Here is a 20,731-nt window from a genome sequence, read left to right as displayed (position 1 = left end):
TTTTCGCCCAGCTGACGCCTCGGAAGCCGCTTGACATCCCCCTAGACATCCGATCGAATGCCGTCGTATATGAGACGCCGTGCATCGCCGCGAGAAGGGTGACTGGGGCATGAGAAGGTCCTTCGCGTTGGGAGCCGCGCTACTCCTCGCCGCGAGCCTCGCCGGATGCGCCGTCGGCGGCGGGACGAACGCCTCCGGCGACGAGATCACCTTCCTGACGTTCGAGACACCGAATCTTCCACCGTCCTATTGGGACTCCGCGATCAAACGCGTCACGGACCGCGATCCCGGGCTGAGGGTGAAGAAACTGGTCGCCCCGTCGACCGACCGCACCGGCTACGCCAAGCAGCTGTTGCAGTCCGGCCAGTTCCCCGACGTCGCGATCGCCGTCGACTCCGCCGGTTTCGCCGAATCGGGCAACCTCTACGCGTGGACGCCCGAGGAGCTCAAGGACTTCCAGTTCCCCGCGGCCAACCCGATCAGGGGCGGTCACCACCAGTTGCCCGCCAACACCCAGACCATCCCGCCGATCTACTACAACAAGAAACTCTTCGCCGACGCCGGGATCACGTCGACGCCGAAGACGTGGAACGAACTCCTCGCCGCGTCGGAGAAACTGAAGGCGAAGGGCGTCACTCCCTTCACCATCGGCGGTGGCAAGGAAGGATTCCCGTCCGCGATGCTGCTGGACGGCCTGGTCAGCGTCGACGTCTACGGCGAAACGCCGGACTGGCTTTCCCAGCGGCGGGCCGACAAGGTCAAGTTCACCGATCCGCCGTTCCAGCGGGCGTTCGGCAAGTTCGCCGATCTGGTGGCCAAGGGATACCTCGACAAAACCCAGGTCTCCCGGGACTACTCGGCGACCGAGGCGGCCTTCCTCAACGGTGAGGGCGCGATGTACCCGATGGGCAACTGGTTCGCCGCCAGCGCCGACGCCAAGAAGCCGCCGTTCGAAATCGGCGTCTTCACCTTCCCCTCCGAGGACGGGAAACTCGTGGTGCCCGCCTATACCGGTGGCGGTATCGTCGTCAACGCCAAATCGCGGAACCTCGACGCGGCAAAGAAGTTCGCGCTCGCGTTCCAGCTCGACAAGGAGCAGATCGACGCCTCGGTCAAGGCCGATGGCCTGTTCCCCGCGATCAAGGGCTACACGCCGCCCGCCGGCGTCGGCCCGGTCTTCAAGGCGGGCTACGACCTGTACCGGGAAGCCGTCTCGAAGAACGCGATCGTGAACGCCTTCAGCTGGGAAACCGCCGACGACGGCCTCCTCCCGGGAATGAAGGACAAGGTCTACCAGGCCGCGCAGGACGTCATCACCGGGCGCAAAACGGTGGCCGACGCCTGTGCGTTCCTGGACACCGAATGGGCGAAGGCGCGCTGACCTCGCGATGGGGAGGAAACCGATCCTGCCGCGAATGTGGCATTTCGCCTCGTTCGGCGCGCCCGGTGTCGTCATCTACCTCTGTTTCGTCATGGCGCCGATCCTCATCAGCTTCGGCTACAGCCTGACGAACCACAATCCGTTCGACCCGCCCGCCGAGTTCGTCGGGCTCGAGAACTACCGGCTGCTGTTCCAGGACGAGCAATTCCTGACCTCGCTGCGGGTCACCACGATCCTGACCGTGATCGTCGTGGTCGTGCCGAACGTGCTCGGGCTCGGCGTCGCGTTGCTGCTCGACCGGAAAGGACGGCTGTACAACGTCTTGCGGAGCGTGTTCTTCACGCCCGTGATCCTGAGCTCGGTCGTGGTCAGCATCATCTGGACGAAACTGCTCGACGACCGGGGCCCGGTCAACGACCTGCTCCGCGCCCTCGGCGTCGAGCACCCACCGGGCTGGCTTTCGGATCCGGATCTCGCGCTGTACTCGGTCGCGTCGATCGTGTGCTGGCAGCTGCTGGGGTTCTGTGTGGTCGTGTATCTCGCGGGCCTGCAAGGTGTTCCGGCCGAGCTCCTGGAGGCCGCGGAGATCGACGGCGCCGGACCGGTCCGGCGGTTCCGCGCGGTGACGTGGCCGCTGCTCGCGCCGTCGCTGACGATCAACACCGTGGTCCTGCTGATCTCGGCCTTCAAGACCTACGACCACGTCAAGGTGGTCACCAACGGCGGGCCGGGTTCGGGGACCACCGCCACCGTCGCGTTCGGCGTCCTCGCCACCGGACTCGACGCGAACCACGTCGGCTACGCGTCGGCGATGGCCGTGGTGATGCTGGTGATCGTGGCGGTCCTGACCACGATCGTGCTGCGGTTCCTGCGGCGGCGGGAGGTGGACCTGTGACCGCGAAGTGGCCCCGGCCGGCCGCGGCGATCCTGGCGAGCGCGCTCTTCGCCGTGCCGCTGTACTACGTGGTCGTCAACGTCTTCAAACCCGGCGATCGGATCGCCCAGGAGCCGGCCTTGGTCCCGCTGCCACCGACGCTGGCCAACCTCAACGCCGTCCTCACGCGGCCCGACGGCCTGTTCTGGGTGAGCCTGGCGAACAGCGTGGTCGTCACCCTGCTGTCGATCGTCGTCCTGACCGTGCTCTCGGCCATGCTCGGGCACTATCTGGCGCGCTCGGCCCGGCGATGGACGAAGGTGCTCACGCTGATCCTGTTGGCGGGCTTGATGATCCCGCCCCAGGTGATCCTGATCCCGGTCACCGAGGTGCTGCGGCTGACCGGGTTGATGGCGACGATCCAGGGTCTGGTGCTGTTCAACGTCGGCTACTACGTGCCGTTCGGCGTCTTCGTGTTCACCGGCTTCATCCGCGGGGTGCCGGTGGAACTCGAAGAGGCCGCGCTGCTCGACGGCGCGAGCCGGACTCAGGTGTTCTGGCGGATCGTGTTCCCGTTGCTGCGCCCGGCCACGGCGAGTGTGCTGATCTTCCTCGGGGTGTGGATCTGGAACGACTTCATCGATCCGCTGATCATCCTCGGCCCCAGCCAGGGCACGACGGTCACCACCGGGATCTACCGGTCGATCGGGCAGTACCAGGCGGATCTCGGGAGCGTGTTCGCGCTGATGTTCCTGGCGACGTTCCCGGTGCTGATCTTCTACCTGGCGCTGCAGAAGCAGTTCGTGAAGGGACTCACCGGCGGCGCGACCAAGGGCTGACCCCTGCCGCGTTCAGTCCTCTGAATGCTCAGCTGTGCGCGTTCCCCAGGCGCCCCGGTACCCCTGTCGCGAAAGCCACTTTCGGGACATCAGACGTCGCGAAAGTGGCTTTCGCGACAGCCCGGCGTCATCCGGCCGACGACCCCGCCGCTTTTAGTGAGCCGTAGGGCAAAGGTGTCCTGTCGGGTGGCGAGTCCGTGAAGGGAGCTTTCCCCTCATCGCACGCGACGAAAGTCCCCTTCGCCACAAGTGGTGCGGTCCTTCTGGGCGACGGAAGGCTCGGACACGTCCCGAAAGCCACTTTCGCGACGTCACATGTCCCGAAAGATGCTCCTATAGATGTCAAGGGGTGTTGGCGAGGTTTGCTAGGTCTGTGGTGAGGGCTTTGTGGATTTCGCGGGCGACGTAGCGTTTGAGGCAGCGGATGATGTGGCGTTTGGGAATGCCTTCGGCGGTGCGGCGTTCGAGGTAGGCGCGGGTGCGGGGGCAGTGGCGTAGGCGGACGATGACGATGCGGTAGAGGGCGGCGTTGGCGTGGCGGTCGCCGCCGCGGTTGAGACGGTGGCGGTCGGTGCGGCCGCTGCTGGCGTTGATGGGGGCGGTGCCGCAGAGGTGCGCGAACCGGGCTTCGGTGTCGATCCGGTCGGGGTTGTCCCCGGCGGTGGCCAGGAGTTGGGAGGAGGTGCCGGGGCCGACGCCGAACAGGGTGGTGGTGGCGGGCAGGACTTGCTGGGTCAGTGTTTTCAGGTCTGCTTTGGCGTCGGTGATCTCGGTGGTGAGGTGCTGGATGCGGCGTGCGAGACGGCGCAGCGCGGTCTTGGTGCCGGTGGCGGGGCTGGTGAGGTCGGAGCAAGGCCGTAGCCGGGCGCAGGCGGTGATCAGGGCCTTTCCGGTGAACCGGGTCAAAGATTCGCGCAGCGCGGCAGGGGCGGTGACGATCAGGGCGTCGAGCTGGTTGAGGGCCGCGGTGCGGGACTTGACCGCACTGTTGAGCACCGCGCGCAGGGCGGTGATCGCCGCGGCGGGCCCGGTCCCGGCCTTGGGGGTCGCGTCGGCGCGGCCTGACACCACGGCGTGGGCGGCGTTGATCGCGTCCTGGGTGTCGGTCTTTCCTTTGCGGCGGCGGGTATGCCGGTCCGGCTGGTTGACCTCCACCACCCGGACACCCTCGGCGGCCAGGTGGCGGGCCAGCCCGGCGCCGTAGGAGCCTGTGCCCTCAACCCCCACCGCGGTCACCACGCCGAAGTCCCTCAGCCAGGCCAGCAGCGCGGTGTAGCCGGCGGTGGTAGCGGGAAACGCACGCGTGTCCAGCACCCGGCCGAGCCCGTCGACCGCGGCCGCGGTGTGAGTGTCTTTATGGGTATCGACCCCACCGGTCACCCGGGTCAGGTCGACGGCATGCTGCTGATCGGTCATCCTGGTCTCTGCCATTCCGTGTCTCGATCGGTCGACGGATGGCACGTACCGGGCCGGCGGGGACGGACAACACAGTGATGGGTGTCCTGGTGGCACAGGCTCCTATCAAGTCACATCCCCCGGCCTGGTCACGTGCATGAACAGAGCCCACAAAGAGCCCACAGATCTTTCGCAAGACAACCCCAACCAGGGCGTCAGTGGCTTTCCGGGTCAAACCCTCCGCGGTCTCCATCCACACACATCATCATCACTGTGGCTTTCGCGACACCGAAGCCCGCATCCAGCAAGCACCCGAACACGCCACCTTTGCCCTACGGCTCAATCAGTGCTCAGAGTTCCGTGACCTTGCCGTCGGCCACTTCCAGCCGCCGCGTCGTCGCGACCGCGTCCAACATCCGGCGGTCGTGCGTCACCAGCAGCAGCGTCCCCGGATACTCCGCCAGCGCCGATTCCAGCTGCTCGATCGCGGGCAGGTCGAGGTGGTTCGTCGGCTCGTCGAGCACGAGCAAGTTCACCCCGCGCGCCTGCAGCAGCGCCAGCGCGGACCGGGTCCGCTCCCCCGGCGACAGCGTGGCCGCGGACCGGAGGACGTGCGCGGCCTTGAGCCCGTACTTCGCCAGCAGCGTCCGCACCTCGGCGTCGGCCAGTTCCGGGACCTCGCGGGCGAAGGCCTCCACCAGCGGAAGATCGCCGAGGAACAACTTCCGCGCCTGGTCGACCTCGCCGACCACGACACCGGAACCGAGTGACGCGGCGCCTTCGTCGACCGGGACCCGGCCGAGCAGCGCCGCCAGCAGCGTCGACTTCCCGGCGCCGTTCGCCCCGGTGATCGCGACCTTGTCCGCCCAGTCGATCTGCAGGTCCACCGGGCCGAGGGTGAACTCGCCCCGCCGCACCACCGCGCCGCGCAGGGTCGCCACGACCGCGCCCGCCCTGGGCGCCGCCGCGATCTCCATCCGCAGTTCCCATTCCTTGCGCGGTTCCTCGACGACTTCGAGCCGCTCGATCATGCGGTCGGTCTGGCGGGCCTTCGACGCCTGCTTCTCCGTCGCCTCGCTCCGGAACTTGCGGCCCACCTTGTCGTTGTCGGTGGCCTTGCGCCGGGCGTTCTTGACGCCCTTCTCCATCCACGAACGCTGCATCGCGCCACGCGCTTCGAGCGAGGCCTTGGTGTTCGCGTACTCCTCGTACTCCTCCCGGGCGTGCCGTCGCGCGACGGCCCGTTCCTCCAGATACGACTCGTAGCCGCCGCCGTAGGTCCGCACCTGCTGCTGCGCGTAATCGAGTTCGACGACCCGGTCCACGGTGCGGGCGAGGAATTCCCGGTCGTGGCTGACGAGCACGGTGCCGGCGCGCAAGCCGGTCACGAAGCGCTCCAGCCGTTCCAGCCCGTCGAGGTCCAGGTCGTTGGTCGGCTCGTCGAGCAGGAAGATGTCGTAGCGGCTCAGCAGCAGCGACGCCATTCCCGCGCGGGCCGCCTGCCCGCCCGACAGCGACAGCATCGGCTGGTCGAGGTTCACGGTGAGCCCGAGATCCGCGACGACCTCGTCCGCCCGGTCGTCCAGGTCGGCCCCGCCGAGCGCGAGCCAGCGGTCGAGCGCGACACCGTACGCGTCGTCCGCGCCGGGTTCGCCCGCGGTGAGCGCTTCGGTGGCGGCGTCGAGCGCGGCCTGCGCGGCGGTGACGCCGGTGCGCCGCGAGAGAAACGCGCGGACCGACTCACCCTCACGGCGTTCCGGCTCCTGTGGGAGGTGACCGACGGTGGCCGTCGGCGGGTTCAGCCGGACGCTGCCCTCTTCCGGCGGGACCAGGCCGGCGAGGGTCTTCAGCAGGGTCGACTTGCCCGCGCCGTTGACCCCGACGAGGCCGATCACTTCGCCGGGAGCGACGACCAGGTCGAGCCCGGAGAACAGAACGCGGTCGCCGTGACCGGCGGCGAGATTCTTGGCAACGAGTGTGGCGCTCATGAGATCGGTAAGTCTACGGGGGCCGATTGAACACCTCGTGGTCCCTCGGAAGAGTGGGAAGTATCCAAGCGATCACGGAACGTGGGTAGCCTGATTGTTCTTCTGGACCCGAACGAACCCCCGAGCATTGAGGTCGGTGACAGCAAATGGCGGACTCCGCCACCCCGGTCCCCGTCGTCCACCAGCAGAAAGGCGGTACCCGTAGGCCGACGTTGAGCAGGCGCCGCGAAGTCGGTCATGCCAGCGCGCGGTCGCTGCTGATGACGATCCTCGGCGAGTACGTCCTGCCGCGAGACCAAGCGATCTGGACCTCGGCACTGGTCGAGGCGCTGCGCGTGCTCGACATCGAGGAGAAGTCCGCGCGGCAGGCGCTGGCCCGATCGTCCGCCGAAGGGTGGGTGGTCTCCGAACGCGTCGGCCGAAGAGTGCGCTGGTCGCTCACTCCACCAGGCAGGCGACTCCTGACCGAAGGCGCGGAACGGATCTACGCCTTCGGCAACGAGGAGAAGGCCTGGGACGATCGCTGGCTGATGCTGATCGTGTCGGTCCCCGAAGCGAAACGGGATCTCCGGCACCGGCTGCGCACCCGCCTGACCTGGGCGGGCTTCGGTTCGCCGGTGGCGGGCGTCTGGGTCAGCCCGGATCTCAGCCGCCAGCGGGAGGCCCAGCAGATCGTCCAGGAACTCGGTCTCGACGCGCAGGCGATGTCGTTCACCGCCGCCTACGGTGACGTCGGCGATCAGGAGACGATGGTCGCGCGCTCCTGGGACCTGAGTGACCTCAAGGACCGCTACGAGGACTTCATCGACCGCTTCACCGGCCTGCGTCCTTCCGGCGAACGCGGTGTCCTGCGCGCGCAGACGGAACTCGTCCACGAATGGCGCAGCTTCCCCTTCCTCGATCCCAGGCTTCCGCTGAAACTTCTCCCCGACGGTTGGAGCGGCGTGCGCGCGGCGGACCTGTTCCACCGCAAGCATGTCGAATGGCGACCAGAAGCACAGGCGCAATGGGACGAACTCGTGGCGGCGTCGGGCTAGGGTCACCGAAAACGACCCATCGGAGGGAACCGCCTTGGCCGCCTCGATCCGCCTCGACCGTGAAGACGACCTCGCCGTCCTGACCATCGCTTCGCCGCCGCTGAACCTCTACACCGCGGAACTGCAGGCCGAACTGGGCGAGGCGATCGGCGAACTGGAGACCACGCCGCCACGCGCGGCGCTGATCCGCGCCGAGGGGAAGATCGTCAGCGGCGGCGTGGACGTCTCCCTGTTCGACGCCCAGGCGAGCGCGGCCGAGGCGAAGGTGCTCTTCGACGAGATGCTGGCGATCCCCGACCGGATCGCCGCGCTCCCGTTCCCGACCGTGTTCGCCGCGCACGGGCTGTGCCTGACGTGGGCGTTCGAGGTCGCGGTCGCCTGCGACATCATCCTCGCGAGTGAGAAGGCCAAGTTCGGCCTAGTCGAACGGGTCGTCGGCCTGACCCCGACCATGGGCGGCACGCAGCGGCTCGCCGCCCGCGCCGGGGTGGGCCGCGCCAAGGAGTTCGTGATGACGGGCGCGACCTACGACGCCGCGACCCTCGAACGCTGGAACGTGGTGAACCGGGTGTTCCCGGTCGACGGCTTCGACGAGGCCGCCCGCGCCTTCGCGACCGACCTCGCCCAGGGGCCGACGAAGGCACACGCCGCCACCAAGAAGGTCCTCGAGCACTACGAGCACGGCGGCGTCGCCGAGGCGAACGAACACATCACGACGATCGCCGCCGGGCTCTTCGACACCGAGGACCTCCGCGCCGCGGTGAAGTCGTTCCTCGCCGACGGTCCGGGCAAGGCGACCTTCACCGGGCGCTGAGCCGCTACGGCCGCTGACCGACCGCGTCCACCACGCCGGACGCGGTCACAGCGGTCGAATCCGTCCCCAGATACAGGAAGGTGTCGGCAGCGAAGACGATCACCACCGGTTTCGCCACCTCGGGGTCGTCCCCCGGCCTCAGCGGCCAGGTGATGCCTATCCCCGGCCTGCCCGCCGCGTCCCGGACGTGGTCGACGGCGCGCAGCCCCGGGACCTTCGCCGCCGCGCCGAACAAGGCGGCCCGGACCGCGGGCGAAAGGTAGCTCTCGTTCGCCAGCGAGAGAACGTCCTTGCCCATCGCGGTGAAGTCGCCGTCGTGACCTGCGGTGAGGTAGGCGAACATCGCGTCCGCGTCGGTGGGGAGATCCGCCCGGTGACCGGGCGATGGCGTGCACGGCTCCAGGACACCGTCGAGCGGTACTTCGCCCTTGTACACCTGCGCCCGTCCGTTCCGGCACCCCGGAAGCGGGAAGGAACTTCCGTCCGCCATCGTGATCAGCCCGTCATGGGTGCCATCGGCCGAACGCCACGATTCCCGCTCGCCATCGGGCTGCTTGGTCTTCGTGTAGAGGAACTGGCCGGGCCTCGGCGGTGTGTCGGGGGACTTCAGCGCGGCCGCGGCGGCGTTCCGGAGCACCGTCACGGGATCCGCGGCGGCCGACGGGGGCCGGAGACCGACCTGCTCGACCGGGGCGAGCGCCACGACGGCGGTGATGGCCGCGGCGAGCCCGAGCGTCCCCGCTCCGGCCCACGCCCAGCGTCGCCGTTTCCTCGGCGGCGCGACGGTTCCCCGTTCCGCGTCGGCGATCTCGGCCATCAATCTCGCCCGCGCCTGCGCGAGCGCTCCGGAGTCCGCGAGCGGGACCGAGCCGGTCCGCTCGGCGATCGACTGCAGCTCATCCATGGGTGGAGATCTCCTTCGCGGTCATGGTGTCCGGGCGCCCGAGCGCCTCGCGGACCTTTCGGCGGGCGCGATTGAGCCGTGAGCGGACAGTGCCGAGCGGAATGCCCAGCGCCGAAGCCACCTCCTCGTAGCTGAGGCCTTCTCCGGCGAACAACGTGAGCGCGTCCCGGTCGCCATCGGTGAGTTCCGCCAGCGCGGAGTCCAGCAGCTTCCCCATCGCCTCGGCGCTCACCTGCTCCGCGACGCGCTCGGCGTGCCCTTCCTCGTGAGACGGCGGGCCGAGCGCTTCCCGCAGCTTCAGCTCCCTGGCCTCCTCACGACGCCGCTGCGCCACGAGGTTGGTGGCGATCCCGTAGAGCCAAGGCCGGGCGTCGCGACGCTCGGTGTCGTAACCCTCGCGTTTGCGGAAGGCCACCAGGAACGCCTCCCCCAGCGCGTCCTCGGCGGCGGTGGGGCCGACGCGCCTGACCAGGTAACGGTGGATATGCGCGGCATGCCGGTCGAAGATCGCGGAGAACCAGTCCGGCCTGGTCACCGATCTCGCGATCAGCTCCGCGTCGTCGAGATCGTCCGGATCCGCCCTAGGTGAGCTCATGAACCGCCCTTCGCCGTTCGTCGGTGTCACCCGTTGTCCGCATCCGGGGCCCACCGGGTTCACGACCGACGAATCGGTCTAGACCTTTTATGCGCTCCGCGCTACATTCATCTGTGGTCTAGACCACACGCGCCATCTTTCGAGCAGGTCAGTCTCGCCGCCTCTTTTGGAGAGAACCGCCATGAGACGCACCAGAAGAAGACTACTCAGCGCACTCACCGTGACACTCCTCGCCGCCGGGCTCCTCGTGGCCGCGGGTACTCCCGCGTCGGCGGCGGGCCGCCTCCGCGCCGCCTTCACCTTGACCGGGACCACCGGCGAGTACACCGTCACGAACCCCAGCAGCGAAACCGTCGCCGACTGGTCCATCACCTTCACCGTCCCCGCCGGCGTGACCGCCACCAGCGGCTCCAACGGCACGGTTTCCCAGACGGGTAACCAGGTCACCCTCACCCCGGCGTACTACATCAAGTCCCTCGCCCCGGGCCGTTCGACCTACCCCTACAGCCCGTCGTTCCGGCTCAGCTCCGCGGTCAACCCGACCACCTGCCGGATCGACGACGCCAACTGCGACGGCTCGGGCGACACACCGCCGTCGACCCCGGCCAACCTGCGGCTCGTGGCGAAGACGACCACGACCGCCGCGCTGGCCTGGAACGCCGCCGCCCCGGGCTCCCTGCCCGTCGCCGGCTACGACGTCTACCAGGGCACCACGCTGGCGGCGTCGGTCACCGGCACCGAAGCGCGGATCACCGGGCTGACGCCGAACACGGCATACAGCTTCACCGTCGTCGCCAAGGACCGCAAGGACGCCAAGTCCCCGCCCACCCCGGCACTCGCGGTGACCACCAACAACCCGAGCGACGACACCCAGGCGCCGACCGCGCCGTCGAACCTCCGCTCGACCGCGGTCACCTCGGGCTCGATCTCGCTGGCGTGGAACGCGTCCACGGACAACACCGGCGTCGTCTCCTACGACGTCTACCGGGGCACGACCCTCGCCACCACGGTGACCGGGACGACCGCGACGGTGACCGGGCTGTCACCGTCCACTTCGTACTCCTTCACGGTCAAAGCCCGCGACGGGTACGACAACGTCTCCGCGGCGAGCGCCGCCGTCAGCGCTCGCACCGGCGACATCGTGAACGGGTACGCCCGGGTCGGCTACTTCGTCCAGTGGGGCATCTACGGCCGCCAGTTCTTCGTCAAGAACCTGGTGACCAACGGATCCGCCGCCAAGCTGACCCATCTGCTGTACGCCTTCGGGAACATCGACCCGGTCAACCACACCTGCCTTTCGGGCGTCACCAAGGGAACGACGTCGAATCCGCAGGACCCCAACCAGGGTGACGGCGCGGGCGACGCGGAAGCCGACTACTCGCGGCCGATGTCGGCGGCACAGTCCGTCGACGGCGTCGGCGACACCGGCTGGGAGACGCTGCGCGGCAACTTCAACCAGTTGAAGAAGCTCAAGGCCAAGTACCCCAACCTGAAGATCCTCATCTCGCTGGGCGGCTGGACCTACTCGAAGTACTTCTCCGACGTCGCGGCCACGCCCGCGTCGCGGCAGAAGTTCGTCGCGTCGTGCATCGACACGTACCTCAAGGGCAACGTGAAGCCCTACGGCGGCGCCGGCGGTCCGGGTACCGCCGCGGGCATCTTCGACGGTATCGACATCGACTGGGAGTGGCCGGGCAGTCCCGACGGGCACCCCGGGAACCACTGGAGCGCCAACGACAAGACGAACCTGACCGCACTGCTGGCCGAGTTCCGCACGCAGATGGACGCCTATGGCGCGACCACCGGCAAACGGTACGAACTGCAGGCCTTCACCCCCGCCGACCCGGCGAAGGTGAAGGGCGGCTGGGAGATCCCGAAGATCTTCGACTACCTCGACGTCGCGAACGTGCAGGGCTACGACTTCCACGGCTCCGGCAGCGACAACTCGTGGGAGCCGAACCGCACCGGCCACCAGGGCAATCTCTACGCCGACGCGGACGATCCGTACAACTTCAAGTTCAGCGTCGAATCGGCGATCAACGCCTACACCGAGGCCGGGGCCAATCCACGGAAGCTCACCCTCGGCCTGGCCTTCTACGGGAGAGGCTGGCAAGGGGTCGCGGACGGCGGCAAGAAGGGCGAATGGCAGAGCGCGACCGGAGCCGCGCCGGGCCAGTTCGCCGAGGAAGCAGGTACTCGTGGCTACGCGAATCTCTTGGCCAGCGTCCCCAACTGCGCCGTCCAGCACGACACCGCGGCCGTGGCCACGTCGTGCTACACGGGCAACGGAGGGCAATGGTGGACCTTCGACGACGCCTGGTCCATCCAGCAGAAGGTCGCCTGGCTCAAGACCAGAGGACTGCTCGGGGTCATGGCCTGGGAGATGTCCGGTGACACCGGAGCCCTCATGACCACAGTGGACAACTCGCTGAAGTGACGATCGGCCCTCGCGCGCGGCGAGCCGCGCGCGAGGGCTTCACCTCCACCCCGCCTCGCCGCACAGTGTGCTGCGTGACTTCTGCGAACGAGGATCGGGCTCCGCTCATCGCCGGGTCCTACCCGGCGGCAGCGGCGAGGGTATCGCCACGTTCTGGCGCGACGCGCGCGACCTGGCGCCTGATCGGCGGTCGCCCGGTCGGAAGCCCGCCTTTCATCGGCCCTTTGGCCGCACTGATTCGTCGACCCTTTCTTTTCGAGGTGAACGAGGACTCTTGACGCAACTGGTTCAGACCATGACACTGAATCGCGCGCCGCCGGTGACCTGGTTCACACCCACTCGAGGAGACCCATGTCCCTACCGAGGAAACTGCTCACCCTGATCACACTCGTCCCGTTGGCGTCAGGCCTTTTCAGTGCCCCCGCGCAGGCCGCACCCGCCACCTTCACCCATCCGGGCGTGCTGGTCAGCCGCCCGCAGCTGGACTTCGTCCGCGCCAAGGTGCAGGCCGGCGCACAACCGTGGAAACCGGCGTACGACGCGATGATGTCGAGCCCGTACGCCTCGCTGTCCCGGTCACCGAAACCCCGCGCCGTCGTCGAATGCGGTTCCTATTCGAATCCGAACATCGGCTGTACCGATGAGCGGCAAGACGCGATCGCCGCGTATTCGCTTTCGCTGGCCTGGTACATCACGCGCGACGCGAAATACGCGACCAAGGCGATCGAAATCATGGACGCCTGGTCCGCGGTATTGAAGGATCACACGAACAGCAACGCTCCCCTGCAGTCGGCGTGGTCGGCCTCCTCGTGGCCGCGGGCGGCGGAAATCATCAAGCACACCTACTCGAGCTGGCCGAATTCCGGCCGTTTCGGCACCATGCTCCGGACCGTGTACCTGCCCGAGGTGATCAACGGCAGTCACAGCAACGGCAACTGGGAACTCAGCATGACCGAGGCCGCGATCGGCATCGCCGTGTTCCTCGACGACAAGACCGCCTACGACAAGGCCGTCGCGAAGTTCCGCACCCGCGTGCCCGCCTACCTCTACCTGACCAGCGACGGCGCGCTCCCGAAGACCGCGCCCGGCAGCGGGCTGAACACCCGAGACAAGATCGTCAAGTACTGGCAAGGCCAGACGACCTTCGTCGACGGCCTCTCCCAGGAGACCTGCCGCGACTTCACCCACACCGGCTACGGCCTCGCCGCCATCGCGAACTTCGCCGAGACCACCCGCATCCAGGGCCAGGACCTCTACCCCGAGATCGCCGACCGCCTCCGCGAAGGCCTCGGCTTCCACGCGAAGTACCAGATGGGCGCCGCCGTCCCGTCGTGGCTGTGCGGAGGCAATCTGAAGCTCGGCCTCGGCCCGGTCACCGAGGTGGGCTACAACCACCTTCACACCCGCCTCGGGCACACCATGAGCAACACCGAAGCCCTCACCTTGCGCCAGCGCCCGGCGGGCACCAACACCCTGTTCGTCGCCTGGCAGACCCTTACCCACGCCGGCAACCCCCAGTGACCCCGTGGGGGCCGCCCGAATGCGGCAGGGCGGCCCTCACGGACCGTTTTCGCAGCTCAGACACACAGTGACCCCTGGTTGCAAGCCGCCGTCCGGCACCCGCTAAAGTACTCACATCGCACTCCACGGAGCGCGGGTCCGGGCTGTGGCGCAGTTTGGTAGCGCACTTGACTGGGGGTCAAGGGGTCGCAGGTTCGAATCCTGTCAGCCCGACCGGAAGACGAAAGGCCCGCGAGCAGTATCACCGCTGCTCGCGGGCCTTCTTCGTGATCAAGGTTGTTTCGTGACGGTGAGCTACGCCTTGGCTCGGCTCGCCATCCCCTTACCGGAGAGCTTGACCAGCACATGAAGCATGTCGTCGTGGCAACCGAAGATCACGCCAGCTACCTCGATCCCGAGAAGTACCTCGAGGCGTTGCCCACCTTCGCCCAGGACCTGCCGGCCGGGGCTCGAGCGTTCGCCACCGATCCCGAGCACTACGACTTCTTCGGGCAGCGGTGCGTGAAAGATCTGAAGCCCGCCACCGTGACGCGTGGCGACACGTCCGGTGAAGCCTGGCTGGAGCTGGGCTTCCGGCACAATTGCTGGAAGCACGAGGAGGACCTGACGATCCGCTACTCCGATGTCGAGACCGTCTTTCCCCTGACGTCCTGCGCCCCACCGACCTGGGACGAACGCAACGCGGTGAGATTGGACGAGATCCTTCCCCATGAGCATGGCTGCAGCCACGAGATCCACTTCCTCTCCGGATCTCTGACCGTCGTCAGCCGTGACCTCACAGCCACCTGGACCGAAGCCGACTGCCCGGACAAGACGCTCTCCGATCGCCAAAGCTGAAGCGGGGCCGGCGAACCCGAAACGACCGCGTGCCTGGAGCAGCGACCGCCAAACGACAGGACGACAGAGGGTCTCGGTGTTCCTGTATTTCAGGCTCCATCGACCAGATCTGCCACGCGGAGCTGTCCCCGCACATCGCGGGTCGCTCGCGCCGGCGGGCCCGACGTAACGGAGGCAGCAATGCGTAACGAGGCCATGCGGCAACTGGACGTCTTGGTCGGCTCGTGGCGGACAACGCTGCGCGACGCCTGGTTCCTGGACCCCGCCGACCAGGAGGTGCCCGGCTCGGCGACGGTGGAGTGGCTCGGCGACGCGTTCGTGGTTCTCCGCTGGACCATGGGCGACGACGAAACGACCGCGAGTGAAATGGTCTTGGTTCTCGGTCGCAGCGACGCCCGCGACACCTACACCGCCCTGTACCACGACGAACGAGGTGTCTGCCGGGTCTTCACCATGACCTTCGACGGCACAAGCTGGTGCCTGGACCGGCAAGACCCCGACATGCACCAACGCTTCATCGCCGACGTCCGGCCGGACCGGATCACCGCACGCTGGGAAGCGTCCGAAGACCACGGATCCACCTGGCGCAAGGATTTCGACCTCATCTTCGAACGGATCTAGCAACTCACGGCGCGAAAGCCCGCTCAGGCGAGAGTGGCGCCGTACGCGGTGAGCACGGGCCGTAGTGGCTGGTAGAAGCTCACTTGGCTGTTCCCGCCGGACAGCACCCCGTAGCCGACACCGCCATAGAACAACGGGCCGCCGCTGTCACCGCTCTCGATGGGGATGTCGGTCGCGATCGTCCCGACGACCTGCTTGTCCTTGCCGTAGTTCACGGTCTGGTTGAGGCCGAGGACCTTCCCGCACGTCTTCTTCGTCGTCATGCCGCTCTTGCACACCGTTTGACCCACCTGCGGGAGGCCCGCGCGAACGATCCGCTGGGTGCGGCCATCGTGAAGATCGACTTGGCTGGGCCCGGAGCCGGTGAGGTCCCGGACGCGGCCGTAATCGGTCACCGGGAAGTGGCTGTCCACATGAGGTCCGATGCCTTCCCAGTCGAGCCCGTGTGAGGTGCAGTGCCCGGCCGTGAGGATGTATCGGACGCCCTCGACGAGGATCGCGAACCCCGCTGAGCAAAAGTACGGCTCACGGCCGGGTCCCGGCGAGACGCTGTACATCGCGGCACCGCCGTTCACCGCGGTTCGCTGAGCCGCGCCGGCCGCGGAAGCGACCGGGCAGGCCAGCGAGATGGCCGCGGCCGCGGAAATCAGTACCCCGGCCAGCTTCCGGCGTGAGCAGCCGAACATGGTCACGTCCTTCCGTCCTCAAGAGACTGGAGATGCGCGACCAGTCCAGTGCCGCGCGGCGGGCGGCACAACCGGAGTCAGTCTGACGAGTGATCCGAAGCTTGCGACTTCAGCCTTTGATCTCCGGCCGAAGGCGCTCGGCGAGTCGCACGGACGCCTCGATCTCCTCACGCCTGATCGACACGCTCTCGACGTTGATGCCGAACGGCACGCCCAGGCCGCGGCAGTAGTCCATCAGTTCGGTGGCCGCCGCGACGGCGAACCGATACGACGCTTCGAGGGTGTCGGCCGCGTGCCTGAGGTCGTTTTCCATCCATCGCGGCACGTCGACGCCCAGCCACCGCAGAAAGTCGAGTGTCTTCAGCGATCCGCAGAGCGAGAAGGTGAAGACGACCGGAACGGGTGCTCGTCCGCGCGCGAGACATTCGTAGTGATAGTCGGAGACGAGGTTCTTCGCCGCGTTGACGTCGTAAACCACCTGGGTCACGAAGAATCGGCAGCCGGCGTCCTGCTTCGCCAGCAGCCGCAGATGTTCGTCGTCCCGGCGGCTGTGACGTTCCGGGATCGCCACGCCGCCCAGCGACAGACCGGGGTTGACGTCACGCCGCAGCGCTTGAGCATCGGCGAGTGAGGTCATGGCCTCGACCTTGCTGGACGAAGCTCCGACGAGAACGGTCATCACTCGCGACGGGTCTTGGGCCGCCAGCCATGATCGCAGCTCCGGCGGCGCGTACTTTCCGGCCGCCCGGTAGACGATGACCGGGGTCCGCCAAGCCGAGAGGTTGTTCGCGAGATAGTCCGCGGGGTCGAGGGTGGGCGAGAACGGGAACGGGCGCCGCGCCGGATTCCGAGCCACCTCGTCGTCGATGTCGTAAAGAATGAGGCCGTCGAGATTCAACGGCCGCAGACGAGCCATGGTGGCGTCGGCGATCTCTTGAACGCGTTCGCGTGCGGTGGCCAGGCGCGGTGGGGTCAGCGCGAACAGCAAGAACTCGCCCGCGGCGCGGTCGATTCGGCGCACAAGATCCATGAAAGGACCGTAGCCGAACAGCGCACCCCGGCCAGTCCCGCCTACAGGTCGAACTCTCCCGGCGCGAGGCTGCGGGTCAGGCAGAACTCGTTTCCTTCCGGGTCGGCCAGTACCACCCAGGACCGGCCTTCACCCTGTCCCACATCCGTCTTGACGGCACCGAGCGCGAGCAACCGATCCAGTTCGGTCCGCTGGTCACTGTCGATCGGACAGATCTCGAAGTGCAGCCGGTTCTTGGCGATGGTCTTGGCCGCGGGAACACAGACGAAGACCATGCTCGGCACAGCGGGCCCGCCACGCAACGCGGCCAACCGCTGTTCGTCCGGCTCCTCCGGATCGGGCCCGATCTCGACCGCGGCGCCGTTCTTGTCCTGATAGACGACGTAATCCAGCACGCCGCACCAGAAATCCGCCAGTTTCCGCGGATCCACGCTGTCGATGGTCATCCATTCGAACCGGCTCGCCATGCACATCGCCTTTCCTCTGGGCATCTCGGGTTCACCCTATTCCAGAACCCCGGGCCGCGTGCTCGACCGACGTTGTCCACAAAGGACATTCCAAACGCGCGGACGAGATGTCCGTGCGACGCAGGTGGCCGGTTCACCTCTGCGGCACCTTGAGAGAGGGGGCTAGCGGGACCGCCTCGGGTTCAGATAATCTGTGAACCCGACGATCTGACAGCGAGATAGATCCGAGCCGGTCTCGCCGGTCGCCGGAGAAGACATGTCCTTGTCCCGAGGTGGAGGTTCCGTGGTGCTCGAAAATGCCGGGCAGGGCGGTCGTTCGCGACAGCTCGCGCTCGTCGTCCTGTGTCTGGCATCGCTGATGGTGGTGCTCGACGGCACGATCGTGGTGGTGGCGTTGCCGTCCATCCAGGCCGATCTCGGTTTCGCCACACCCAATCTGGCCTGGGTCGTGAACGCCTATCTCGTACCCTTCGGCGGGCTGCTCCTGTTCTCGGGCAGGCTGGGCGATCTCGTCGGCAGGCGACGCGTGTTCCTCATCGGGTTGTGCGTCTTCACCGTCGCTTCGCTGCTCTGCGGCCTGGCCTCCAGCCAGACGATGCTCATCATCTTCCGGTTCGTCCAGGGCGCCGGTGGCGCGCTCGCCTCCTCGGTCGTGCTCAGCATGATCGTCACGCTGTTCCCCGAGCAGCGTGAGCAGGGCAAGGCGCTGGGGCTGTTCAGCTTCGTGCAGGCGGGTGGCGCGTCCATCGGCATGATCCTCGGCGGAGTGCTCACCCAGGGGCTCAGCTGGAACTGGACGATGCTGGTCAACGTGCCCATCGGCATCGTCGTGGTCGTGGCGACGTTCGCGCTCATCGAGCGGGACGCCGGGATGGGGCTCCGGGCCGGTGTCGACGCGCTCGGTGCCGTCCTGGTGACGGCGGGCGCGATGCTGCTGGTCTACGTCATCGTCGACACCGGGTCCCCCGCCCGGCGCTGGACTCTGCTGGCCCTCGCGGTGCTGTTGCTGGCCGGTTTCGTCCTCCGCCAGGCGAAGGCACCGACGCCGCTCTTGCCGCTGGGCTTGTTCCGCTCCCGTTCGGTGACCGGTGGCAACACGGTCATGATCCTGATGGTGGCGGGAATGATGGGCTTCCAGTTCCTCACCGCCCTTTACCTGCAACAGGTCCTCGCTCTGGACGCGCTCGCCACCGGGTTCGCCTTCCTGCCGACGCCCGTGGCCAACGCCGTCGTCGCGCTCTGGCTCGGACCGCGGCTGGTCACCCGGTTCGGCCCGCGGCCCGTGCTCGCGGGCGGGCTCCTCGTCGCGGCGGCCGGGCTGGCGCTCCTGGCCCGGGTCCCGGTCGACGGCAGCTACTTCGTCGACGTGCTCCCGCCGCTGCTGCTCGCCGGGGTCGGGATGGGCGCCGCGGTGCCCGCCGTCATCGGCACCGCGATGTCCGCCGGATCCCCGGAGAACGCCGGCGTCGCTTCGGGGCTGGTGAACACCACTCTGCAGATCGGTTCCGCGATGGGCACCGCCGTCCTCGCCACCGTCGCCGCCTCCCGGACGACCTCACTGGTCGACAGCGGTCAGGGTCAGAAGGAGGCGGCGGCGGCCGGCTTCCAGCTCGCCTACCTGGGCAGTACCGCGTTCGTCGTCCTGGCCATTCTCACCGCGCTCGTGCTGGTGCCGAAGCGCCTCGACTCGCCGGAGAGGCAACCGCAGCCCGAACTGACCTGAGCCGAACTCGGGCGCCGGAGCGGCGCGAGGCAACCCCCAGGCCCCCACCGCTCCGGTGCCCCGTCCCGCCGAAGGGCGTCACCCGGCCGAAAAACACGGATTGACCATCGCGTAGGCCATATCCGCCCGGCCGGAAATGCCCAGCTTCCGGTACGCGCTCGACAGGTGCTGTTCGACCGTCCGGACCGTGAGGTTCGCACGTTCGGCGATCTCCTTGTTGCTCAGTCCGGCGCGAGCGAAGCTGCCGATCAGCGCTTCCCGTTCGGTCAGCACCGAACCGGCGGTTTCGCCGCTCATCTTGCCGAGCGCGACCCGGGAACGTTCCGACCAGACCACACTGCCGCACGAATCGGCGAGATCCCGCGCGAGCGTCAACATCTTGCGGGCGTCCTCATAGCTCAGCCGGCGCCACAGGTAGAGACCGAGATCGAAACACACCCGGATCCGCTCGCTCTGTGTCGCTCCCTGGAAGATCGCCGCGACCGATTCACGGAGGTGCTGCGCACCGTGCTCATCACACCGGGCGAGACCGAGCGCGTGCAGGGCCGCGCCCCGCGCCCACGGCGTTCCCCACGACCGGGCGTGCAGAAGATCCTCCTGTGCGAGGGACGTGGCCAGATCGCATTGCTGCAACGCGGAGGCGCAGAGCGCGGCGCGGGATCGCCAGTTGACGACCGCGGGATTGAACACCGACCACGCGCTCAGTTCCCGGCCGCAGGCGAGCAGGTTGTCCAGGCCCTGTTCGAACCGGCCGGCCGCGAACTCCACCGCGCCGCGGACGGCCAGGATCAGCGGACGGTCCCGGCCGTCCTCGATGGAACCGAGCATCCCGTGCGAATGCAGCAGATCGGTGGCGTTCCCGACGTCGCCCACTTCCGCGAACACCTCGATGAGCCAGATCGCGGCGAGTTCCCCCGGGCCCGAGGGGAGGCACACCAGCCGCGACAGCGCTTGCCGCGCTTCACGCAGCTTTCCCGAAAGCGCCAGCATCCTGCCCCGCAAGAGGCTGAGAAGGTGACGGCGGGACGGGAGCCGGGTCCAGAACGGCTGCGACGCGGCGAGCGAGCATTCCCGATCGGCCAGCGTGAATTCATCGGCGTGGATCAACGTCATCAGCGCGCACCAGAACGTGTAGACGTCCTCACGCCGGGACTCCTCCAGCGATCGCAAGGCCAGCGAGACCGCCTGCCGCCGGTCGGTTCCCGCGTTCGCCAGCAGCATCGCTTCGACGACATCGGCGCGCGCGTCCGCCGCGAAGCCTGCCGCGCCCTCGACCGCGGCGGCTTCCGCCTCGGCACCGCCCGGCACGTAGACCAGGTTCCCGATCGCGTCACCGCTTGCGGTCGTCCGGTGCACGATCTCGCGAACGACGGCGCTCGCGTCCGCCCAGCGGGCATTGCGTGCCAGCTCGGCGCGTCGTCTGCGGGCATCGATGATGTAGCGGTCGTCCATGGCGAGCCGGTCCCTTCCGTCACGACGATTTCTTGGACAAACCGCACCTCGACGACGCCCACGGCAGCCACTCAGAGAGGTTTCGCGACGCTGCGAAGGGCACCACGAGTAAGACGGGAAACTACCGGGG

At 67.8% G+C, this 20,731-nt stretch carries 18 protein-coding genes and 1 tRNA gene; 11 read left to right on the top strand and 8 right to left on the bottom strand.

What is annotated here, in order from left to right; all coding sequences use genetic code 11:
• The first annotated feature begins 109 nt into the window (after positions 1-109).
• The 3 genes from ACOCEP_RS30040 to ACOCEP_RS30030 are packed head-to-tail and all read left to right on the top strand — an operon-like array spanning position 110 to position 3,094.
• Positions 110-1,381 carry an extracellular solute-binding protein gene (locus ACOCEP_RS30040; protein ID WP_482332453.1) on the top strand — a complete coding sequence of 424 codons (1,272 nt, stop codon included), beginning with the start codon at positions 110-112 and terminating at the stop codon, positions 1,379-1,381.
• 7 nt (positions 1,382-1,388) lie between these two features.
• Positions 1,389-2,276 carry a carbohydrate ABC transporter permease gene (locus tag ACOCEP_RS30035; protein ID WP_482332452.1) on the top strand — a complete coding sequence of 296 codons (888 nt, stop codon included), beginning with the start codon at positions 1,389-1,391 and terminating at the stop codon, positions 2,274-2,276.
• A complete protein-coding gene (locus ACOCEP_RS30030) occupies positions 2,273-3,094 on the top strand; it encodes a carbohydrate ABC transporter permease (protein ID WP_482332451.1) in 822 nt (273 codons plus the stop codon). The genes ACOCEP_RS30035 and ACOCEP_RS30030 overlap by 4 nt, the downstream gene beginning before the upstream one ends.
• A gap of 342 nt (positions 3,095-3,436) precedes the next feature.
• Here the strand turns inward: ACOCEP_RS30030 and ACOCEP_RS30025 are convergent, their stop codons facing one another.
• Together ACOCEP_RS30025 and ACOCEP_RS30020 are read right to left on the bottom strand one after the other, a co-directional pair.
• Positions 3,437-4,525 (bottom strand): IS110 family RNA-guided transposase, encoded by a 1,089-nt coding sequence (locus ACOCEP_RS30025; protein ID WP_482332450.1) that lies wholly within the window; start codon positions 4,523-4,525, stop codon positions 3,437-3,439.
• A 314-nt stretch (positions 4,526-4,839) separates the two neighbouring features.
• Positions 4,840-6,477: an ABC-F family ATP-binding cassette domain-containing protein gene (locus ACOCEP_RS30020; RefSeq protein WP_482332449.1), complete on the bottom strand. Its 1,638-nt coding sequence runs from the start codon at positions 6,475-6,477 to the stop codon at positions 4,840-4,842.
• A 146-nt stretch (positions 6,478-6,623) separates the two neighbouring features.
• Between ACOCEP_RS30020 and ACOCEP_RS30015 the strand changes: the two genes are divergently transcribed.
• Entirely contained in the window at positions 6,624-7,514 is an 891-nt protein-coding gene (locus ACOCEP_RS30015) for a PaaX family transcriptional regulator (protein ID WP_482332447.1), read from the top strand.
• Between the two features lie 34 nt (positions 7,515-7,548).
• Positions 7,549-8,328, top strand: a complete 780-nt coding sequence (locus ACOCEP_RS30010; protein ID WP_482332446.1) for an enoyl-CoA hydratase/isomerase family protein — start codon at positions 7,549-7,551, stop codon at positions 8,326-8,328.
• Positions 8,329-8,332: 4 nt separating this feature from the next.
• Here ACOCEP_RS30010 and ACOCEP_RS30005 read toward each other — a convergent pair whose 3' ends face one another.
• Together ACOCEP_RS30005 and ACOCEP_RS30000 are read right to left on the bottom strand one after the other, a co-directional pair.
• Positions 8,333-9,232, bottom strand: a complete 900-nt coding sequence (locus ACOCEP_RS30005) for a CU044_5270 family protein (protein WP_482332444.1) — start codon at positions 9,230-9,232, stop codon at positions 8,333-8,335.
• Entirely contained in the window at positions 9,225-9,827 is a 603-nt protein-coding gene (locus tag ACOCEP_RS30000) for an RNA polymerase sigma factor (protein WP_482332443.1), read from the bottom strand. Before ACOCEP_RS30000 ends, ACOCEP_RS30005 begins: the two co-directional genes overlap by 8 nt.
• A 220-nt stretch (positions 9,828-10,047) precedes the next feature.
• On the opposite strand from ACOCEP_RS30000, the gene ACOCEP_RS29995 reads away from it, so the two are divergent.
• The 5 genes from ACOCEP_RS29995 (at position 10,048) to ACOCEP_RS29975 (ending at position 15,243) form a co-directional block, all read left to right on the top strand.
• On the top strand, positions 10,048-12,264 hold the full coding sequence (locus tag ACOCEP_RS29995; RefSeq protein ID WP_482332442.1) for a glycosyl hydrolase family 18 protein: 2,217 nt from the start codon (positions 10,048-10,050) through the stop codon (positions 12,262-12,264).
• Positions 12,265-12,615: 351 nt separating this feature from the next.
• On the top strand, positions 12,616-13,785 hold the full coding sequence (locus tag ACOCEP_RS29990; RefSeq protein WP_482332441.1) for an alginate lyase family protein: 1,170 nt from the start codon (positions 12,616-12,618) through the stop codon (positions 13,783-13,785).
• Positions 13,786-13,924: 139 nt separating this feature from the next.
• Positions 13,925-13,998: transfer RNA gene (locus ACOCEP_RS29985), tRNA-Pro, on the top strand.
• A gap of 132 nt (positions 13,999-14,130) precedes the next feature.
• The gene (locus tag ACOCEP_RS29980; RefSeq protein WP_482332440.1) at positions 14,131-14,622 is read left to right on the top strand and encodes a hypothetical protein; all 492 of its coding nucleotides are present in this window, start codon (positions 14,131-14,133) and stop codon (positions 14,620-14,622) included.
• A 180-nt stretch (positions 14,623-14,802) separates the two neighbouring features.
• The gene (locus ACOCEP_RS29975) at positions 14,803-15,243 is read left to right on the top strand and encodes a hypothetical protein (protein WP_482332439.1); all 441 of its coding nucleotides are present in this window, start codon (positions 14,803-14,805) and stop codon (positions 15,241-15,243) included.
• Between the two features lie 23 nt (positions 15,244-15,266).
• Here ACOCEP_RS29975 and ACOCEP_RS29970 read toward each other — a convergent pair whose 3' ends face one another.
• From ACOCEP_RS29970 to ACOCEP_RS29960, 3 genes are all read right to left on the bottom strand, one after another.
• On the bottom strand, positions 15,267-15,929 hold the full coding sequence (locus ACOCEP_RS29970; protein WP_482339847.1) for a S1 family peptidase: 663 nt from the start codon (positions 15,927-15,929) through the stop codon (positions 15,267-15,269).
• A gap of 109 nt (positions 15,930-16,038) precedes the next feature.
• Positions 16,039-16,959: a methylenetetrahydrofolate reductase gene (locus ACOCEP_RS29965; RefSeq protein WP_482332438.1), complete on the bottom strand. Its 921-nt coding sequence runs from the start codon at positions 16,957-16,959 to the stop codon at positions 16,039-16,041.
• A 41-nt stretch (positions 16,960-17,000) separates the two neighbouring features.
• The gene (locus ACOCEP_RS29960) at positions 17,001-17,450 is read right to left on the bottom strand and encodes a VOC family protein (protein ID WP_482332436.1); all 450 of its coding nucleotides are present in this window, start codon (positions 17,448-17,450) and stop codon (positions 17,001-17,003) included.
• A 259-nt stretch (positions 17,451-17,709) separates the two neighbouring features.
• Between ACOCEP_RS29960 and ACOCEP_RS29955 the strand changes: the two genes are divergently transcribed.
• On the top strand, positions 17,710-19,149 hold the full coding sequence (locus tag ACOCEP_RS29955; protein WP_482332435.1) for an MFS transporter: 1,440 nt from the start codon (positions 17,710-17,712) through the stop codon (positions 19,147-19,149).
• A 78-nt stretch (positions 19,150-19,227) separates the two neighbouring features.
• Here ACOCEP_RS29955 and ACOCEP_RS29950 read toward each other — a convergent pair whose 3' ends face one another.
• Entirely contained in the window at positions 19,228-20,601 is a 1,374-nt protein-coding gene (locus tag ACOCEP_RS29950) for a helix-turn-helix transcriptional regulator (protein ID WP_482332433.1), read from the bottom strand.
• Between the last annotated feature and the right edge of the window lie 130 nt (positions 20,602-20,731).

Source organism: Amycolatopsis sp. CA-211722, assembly GCF_056828465.1.
The sequence above is the reverse complement of the archived record's forward strand: the minus strand, read 5'-3'. Positions and strand labels throughout refer to the sequence as shown.

Bases quoted from the DNA above. Each gene is read 5' to 3' on its own strand.
- ACOCEP_RS30040 (WP_482332453.1), top strand. From the start codon at position 110: ATGAGAAGGTCCTTCGCGTTGGGAGCCGCGCTACTCCTCGCCGCGAGC.
- ACOCEP_RS30035 (WP_482332452.1), top strand. From the start codon at position 1,389: ATGGGGAGGAAACCGATCCTGCCGCGAATGTGGCATTTCGCCTCGTTC.
- ACOCEP_RS30025 (WP_482332450.1), bottom strand. From the start codon at position 4,525: ATGGCAGAGACCAGGATGACCGATCAGCAGCATGCCGTCGACCTGACC.
- ACOCEP_RS30020 (WP_482332449.1), bottom strand. From the start codon at position 6,477: ATGAGCGCCACACTCGTTGCCAAGAATCTCGCCGCCGGTCACGGCGAC.
- ACOCEP_RS30015 (WP_482332447.1), top strand. From the start codon at position 6,624: ATGGCGGACTCCGCCACCCCGGTCCCCGTCGTCCACCAGCAGAAAGGC.
- ACOCEP_RS30005 (WP_482332444.1), bottom strand. From the start codon at position 9,232: ATGGATGAGCTGCAGTCGATCGCCGAGCGGACCGGCTCGGTCCCGCTC.
- ACOCEP_RS30000 (WP_482332443.1), bottom strand. From the start codon at position 9,827: ATGAGCTCACCTAGGGCGGATCCGGACGATCTCGACGACGCGGAGCTG.
- ACOCEP_RS29990 (WP_482332441.1), top strand. From the start codon at position 12,616: ATGTCCCTACCGAGGAAACTGCTCACCCTGATCACACTCGTCCCGTTG.
- ACOCEP_RS29980 (WP_482332440.1), top strand. From the start codon at position 14,131: ATGAAGCATGTCGTCGTGGCAACCGAAGATCACGCCAGCTACCTCGAT.
- ACOCEP_RS29975 (WP_482332439.1), top strand. From the start codon at position 14,803: ATGCGTAACGAGGCCATGCGGCAACTGGACGTCTTGGTCGGCTCGTGG.
- ACOCEP_RS29970 (WP_482339847.1), bottom strand. From the start codon at position 15,929: ATGTTCGGCTGCTCACGCCGGAAGCTGGCCGGGGTACTGATTTCCGCG.
- ACOCEP_RS29965 (WP_482332438.1), bottom strand. From the start codon at position 16,959: ATGGATCTTGTGCGCCGAATCGACCGCGCCGCGGGCGAGTTCTTGCTG.
- ACOCEP_RS29960 (WP_482332436.1), bottom strand. From the start codon at position 17,450: ATGCCCAGAGGAAAGGCGATGTGCATGGCGAGCCGGTTCGAATGGATG.
- ACOCEP_RS29950 (WP_482332433.1), bottom strand. From the start codon at position 20,601: ATGGACGACCGCTACATCATCGATGCCCGCAGACGACGCGCCGAGCTG.